Here is a 4,360-nt window from a genome sequence, read left to right as displayed (position 1 = left end):
CACTATTCCCCAAAACCCGGAATGTTTGGGGCCGTGTACCACCCGCCTATGGGGTGGGGCCCCCAAAAACCCTGGCCGGAACGATGCGCGGCGAACCGGTGCGTCGTATTACTTGCCGAACTTGTCCTTCAGCTTGCCCACGGCATCGCCGACGGCGTCCTTCACATCCTCGACCGCCTGCTTGGCGCCCGCTTCGACCTGGTCGAGCTTGCCCTCGTCGCGCAGCTTCTCATCGCCGGTGACCTGGCCTGCGGCCTCCTTTGCCCGGCCGCCCAGATCCTCGGCGGTGTTGCCGATCTTGTCGTTCAGAGACATTGCGAACCTCCGTTGTCGAAAGGACCGGCGCCGTTTCGGCGCACTGAACGAAGACCCGCCGACACACGGCAAGCTCACGCAGCAACCGATGAGACAACGATCACGGATAATCGGCCGTGACGGTTCCGGCTCCCCGGTGTCGACATCACGAGCAGCGGAGGAGGTGCTGTGTGACCACGACGGCGACGGCACCCGAGGCAGCGCTGGACGACGCGACCCTGGCCGGGCGGGCGCGTGACGGCGATGTCCGGGCGTATGAGCAGCTGGTGCTGCGCTACCAGGGGCCGATGTTCCGGCTCGCCGCGAAGATGCTGGCCGACCGGGGCGAGGCCGAGGATGTCACCCAGGAGGTTTTTCTGACGGCGTGGCGCAGAATGGCCCAGCTGCAGGATGATTCGGCGTTCGCCGGATGGCTGTACCGCATGACCACCAATCGCTGCCTGAACGTGATCAGAGCGCGACGCGTGCCCGCCGATGTCGACCCCGACACGACCGCATCGCCGCGGACCGACCTGCACCCGGAGCATGCGGCGCAGGTGAACGGCCAGCTGGCGGCGCTGGTCGAGGCGCTGCAGCGGCTGACGCCCGAACAGCGCGCGTGCTGGCTGCTGCGGGAGGTGCACGGCCGGTCCTATGAGGAGATCGCCGAGATCGTCGGCACCAATTCCACCGCGGTCCGCGGGCGGATCGCGCGGGCCCGAGCGCAATTGGCGGAGGTGATGCAGCCATGGCGGTGAGCCAGAGCACCGGGAGCGACTATCTGCTTCCGTGCGGACGCGGCCTGGAACGGGTGTGGGAGCGGCTGGACGCGATGGACGCCGGACTGTCCGACGAGCACGAACGCACCTGCCCGCACTGCGCGGCCGCGCGCGAGAGCCTGCTCACGCTGCGCGGGGCGACGCGCGAACTCATCGATGAACCGGATCCGCCGCCGCCGGATCTGTTCGGCCGCATCATGTCCGCGGTGCGCGCGGAGGGGCGCCGCGGCCGCACCCTCACCCTGCCCACACCGCACCCCGGAACTATCGAGGTCAGCGAGCAGGCGGTCGCGGTGGTACTGCGATACGCCGCCGACACCGTCGACGGGGTGCGGGCCCGCGGTTGCCAGGTGCGGGGGACCGAACCGGGACCCGCGGGCGAACACCTCATCGATGTCGAGCTGACCATCGCCGTGCGATTGGGCGGCCGCAGCGTGGAGGAATTGGTGCCGCGGGTGCGCGAGCGGGTCCGGGCGGCGGCGTCGGCGCGGATCGGCCTGGTGCTGGGACGGCTGGACATCACCGTCGTCGACGTCTACGAGGAGCAGCGGTGAGCGCCGCCGCGCCGGGCACCGAGGTCGTCGTCGGCGACGCGGTGATCGCCGGTGTCGCGGCCCGCGCCGCCGCCGCGGTCGCGGGGGTGCGCAGACTCGAGCCCGGGGTGCTCGGGCTGGTCGGTCAGCTCGCGCGCTCGGGACGGCAACTGTGGACGGGGCAGGAGCCCGCGCCCGCGGGCGGTGTGCGCGTCCGGCGCGCCGGGCAGTGGCTGCGAATCCATGTGGACCTCACGATGTCGGCCGGCGTCCAGGTCGGTGCGGTCGGGCAGGCGGTGCAGCGGGAGGTCGCCCGCGTGGTGGCCGAACAGACCGGGGTGGTCGTGGACGAGGTCGCGGTGACCGTTCTGGATATCGAACCGGGGCAGCCGTGAGAGTCGAGGAGGATCTGATCGATGCCGTCGTGGCGGCGATCGACTCGGTGGACGGCCTGCGACCGGCGGGGCCGATCGGGCTGCAGAACGCGAAATGGTTGCCGCTCAACGGGAATCGGTATGCCGTCGATATCAACGAGTCGGCCGTCGAGATTCGTGTCGCGGCCACCGCGCTGCCGCTGCCGCCGCTGCTGGACGAACTGGCCGCCGCGGTCCGGGCGCTGCTGGCGCCGACACCGCGGGCCTCGGCGACGCTGCGGATCGTCGTGACCGAGCTCGACGCCACGGCTTTCAGCGATCAAATGGTTACCTAGATCACGTGGCGCGGCCGTGACGATCCGCCCGGCACCGTGTCGAAACCATACAGAGTTGTTATCCGCTGTACTGCAAGGGAATCCGGAGGAACTGTGATGAGCACGGCAACAGAGAAGTCGGTCGGGAACACGAAGGCGCCGACGCAGTCCGGCGGCAGTGAGACCGGGCAGCAGACCGACCGCAACGGCCGCCCGGGCGCGCTGGTGACCGATCAGGGCACCACCACCATCGCCGATACCGTGGTACAGAAGATCGCGGGCCTGGCCGCCCGCGAAGTGCGCGGTGTGCACGAACTCGGCGGCGGGGCGGCGCGCGCGTTCGGCGCGCTGCGCGATCGCATCCCGGGCGCGTCCGCCAGTGTGGGACAGGGTGTTTCGGTCGAGGTAGGCGAGCGGCAGGCCGCGGTCGATCTGGATCTCGTCGTCGAATACGGCGTCGCCATCGCGGAATTGGCACGGGCGGTGCGGCGCAACGTCATCACCGCCATCGAGCAGATGACGGGGCTCGAGGTCGTCGAGGTGAACATCAACGTCAACGATGTGTACATCGAGGGCGAGGACGACGATCAGCAGCCGCCGAGCCGAGACCGGGTGCAGTGATATGAGCGCCACCACGATCTGCCTGATCACGGGCCTGGCCCTGGGATTCGCCGCCGCCTTCGGAGGATTCGGAGCGTTCTTCGTCGTCCTGGTCTTCGGCGGGCTCGGCCTGCTGGTCGGCCGCTGGCTCGACGGCGAAGTCGACCTGTCGGGACTTCTCCGGTCGGTGCAGGATCGGAGCGCGCGATGACCGCCGTGACCACCGAACTGCCCGGGACGACCGTGGTGGGTGAGCGCGCGGTGCGCCGGATCGCCGCACAGGCCGCGCGCGAGGTGCCCGGGGTCGAGCCGCAGGTGCAGGTGACGGCCCGGGTCGCCGGGGACTCGGCCGCCCTGCGGGTCCGTCTTCCAGTCGCGTACCCGCAGCCGGTGGCCCGGGTGACCGACGCGTGCCGTGAGCACCTGATCCGGCGCACCGGGGAACTGGCGGGCCTGACGGTGTCGCGGGTGGACATCGAGGTGTCGGCGCTGACGAGCGGCGCCGCGGCGGGCAGGGTCCGATGAGGCGGCGCCCGCGCCGCGTCGTCCCGGCGATCGTGGTGGCGCTGGCGGTGCTGGCCGGAAGTGTGGTGGTCGCCGTTTCTATCATCCAGAAGCTCAGCGGCACAAGGGAATTGGTGTCCTACGATGATGTGGCCACCACATTGCGTGACACCGAATGGGGCAGTGGCTGGGTGCTCGGCGCCGGTATCGCGGCGGCGCTGGCGGGCGCGTTGTTGCTGGCGCTGGCGCTGGTGCCTGGCCGCTCGGTCGTGGTGCCGCTGGAATCCGAGGACGAGCTGGACGCCGGAATCGCCCGGCGCAGCCTGCACGCCGCCGTGCGGGATGCGGCGCGCTCGGTCGCCGAGGTGGAGCCCGTGCGAGTGCGGCTGGGGCGCAAGAAGATTCGAATCGGTATGCGCACCGGCCGGGCGCCGGAGGAATCGGTCGCGGCCGTCCGGGCCGCCGTCGACGAACGACTGCGCCGGGTGGCCCCCGGTGTGCGACGCGAGGTCGCCGCCCATGCGCGCCCGGCCAAGGAAGGAACCCCATGAGCACGGCCGATCACCCGGTGCGGCTGACGGGAGGAATGCCATGAGCGCGGTCAATCGCCCGGCGCGGGCGAAGGGAAGAACGCCGTGAGCACGGTCAATTGCCCCGGTGCGGGTGAAGGGTGGAATGCCATGAGCATGGTCAATTGCCCCGGTGCGGGTGAAGGGTGGAATGCCATGACCGCGGCCAATTGCCCGGCGCGGGTGAAGGGCGGAATGGCGTGAGCGCGGTCAATCGCCCGGCGCGGCTGAATCGGACGGTGCTGGCGGTGATCGGCCTGGCGCTGATGGTCGCGGGTGGTTGTGCGATCGCGGCATGGTCCGGCCGGTTGCGTTGGGCGGATCCGGATGCCGCGCTGGTCCCCGGCACCGGCGAGCCGCCGCGCTGGGTCCTGGTCGTGGCCGCGGCGGCCG

Annotated in this window: 9 protein-coding genes and 1 pseudogene; 9 read left to right on the top strand and 1 reads right to left on the bottom strand. The window is 70.7% G+C overall.

The annotated features are described in order from the left end of the window. Nucleotides 1–108: 108 nt before the first annotated feature. Nucleotides 109–315: a CsbD family protein gene (locus QH290_RS06610; protein WP_280382265.1), complete on the bottom strand. Its 207-nt coding sequence runs from the start codon at nt 313–315 to the stop codon at nt 109–111. Between the two features lie 170 nt (nt 316–485). Here QH290_RS06610 and QH290_RS06605 point away from each other — a divergent pair, with 170 nt between their 5' ends. From QH290_RS06605 to QH290_RS06565, 9 genes and pseudogenes are all read left to right on the top strand, one after another. Continuing rightward, a complete protein-coding gene (locus QH290_RS06605; protein WP_280268023.1) occupies nt 486–1,052 on the top strand; it encodes an RNA polymerase sigma factor in 567 nt (188 codons plus the stop codon). Further along, entirely contained in the window at nt 1,043–1,627 is a 585-nt protein-coding gene (locus QH290_RS06600; protein WP_280382264.1) for an Asp23/Gls24 family envelope stress response protein, read from the top strand. The genes QH290_RS06605 and QH290_RS06600 overlap by 10 nt, the downstream gene beginning before the upstream one ends. Further along, complete coding sequence (locus tag QH290_RS06595) at nt 1,624–2,001, top strand: Asp23/Gls24 family envelope stress response protein (RefSeq protein WP_280268021.1); 378 nt, start codon at nt 1,624–1,626, stop codon at nt 1,999–2,001. Before QH290_RS06600 ends, QH290_RS06595 begins: the two co-directional genes overlap by 4 nt. Further along, entirely contained in the window at nt 1,998–2,315 is a 318-nt protein-coding gene (locus QH290_RS06590) for a hypothetical protein (protein ID WP_280382263.1), read from the top strand. Before QH290_RS06595 ends, QH290_RS06590 begins: the two co-directional genes overlap by 4 nt. A gap of 96 nt (nt 2,316–2,411) precedes the next feature. Next, the gene (locus QH290_RS06585) at nt 2,412–2,915 is read left to right on the top strand and encodes an Asp23/Gls24 family envelope stress response protein (protein ID WP_280268019.1); all 504 of its coding nucleotides are present in this window, start codon (nt 2,412–2,414) and stop codon (nt 2,913–2,915) included. A gap of 1 nt (nt 2,916) precedes the next feature. Further along, nucleotides 2,917–3,105 (top strand): hypothetical protein, encoded by a 189-nt coding sequence (locus QH290_RS06580; RefSeq protein ID WP_280268018.1) that lies wholly within the window; start codon nt 2,917–2,919, stop codon nt 3,103–3,105. Next, nucleotides 3,102–3,419 (top strand): Asp23/Gls24 family envelope stress response protein, encoded by a 318-nt coding sequence (locus QH290_RS06575; protein ID WP_280382262.1) that lies wholly within the window; start codon nt 3,102–3,104, stop codon nt 3,417–3,419. Before QH290_RS06580 ends, QH290_RS06575 begins: the two co-directional genes overlap by 4 nt. Continuing rightward, complete coding sequence (locus tag QH290_RS06570; RefSeq protein ID WP_280382261.1) at nt 3,416–3,949, top strand: DUF6286 domain-containing protein; 534 nt, start codon at nt 3,416–3,418, stop codon at nt 3,947–3,949. The genes QH290_RS06575 and QH290_RS06570 overlap by 4 nt, the downstream gene beginning before the upstream one ends. Nucleotides 3,950–4,167: 218 nt before the next feature. Then, nucleotides 4,168–4,360: pseudogene (locus tag QH290_RS06565) on the top strand (alkaline shock response membrane anchor protein AmaP); the annotation flags it as partial.

Source organism: Nocardia wallacei, from assembly GCF_029869545.1.
Taxonomy (GTDB): domain Bacteria; phylum Actinomycetota; class Actinomycetes; order Mycobacteriales; family Mycobacteriaceae; genus Nocardia; species Nocardia wallacei_A.
This window is presented reverse-complemented; position numbering and strand designations above follow the sequence as displayed.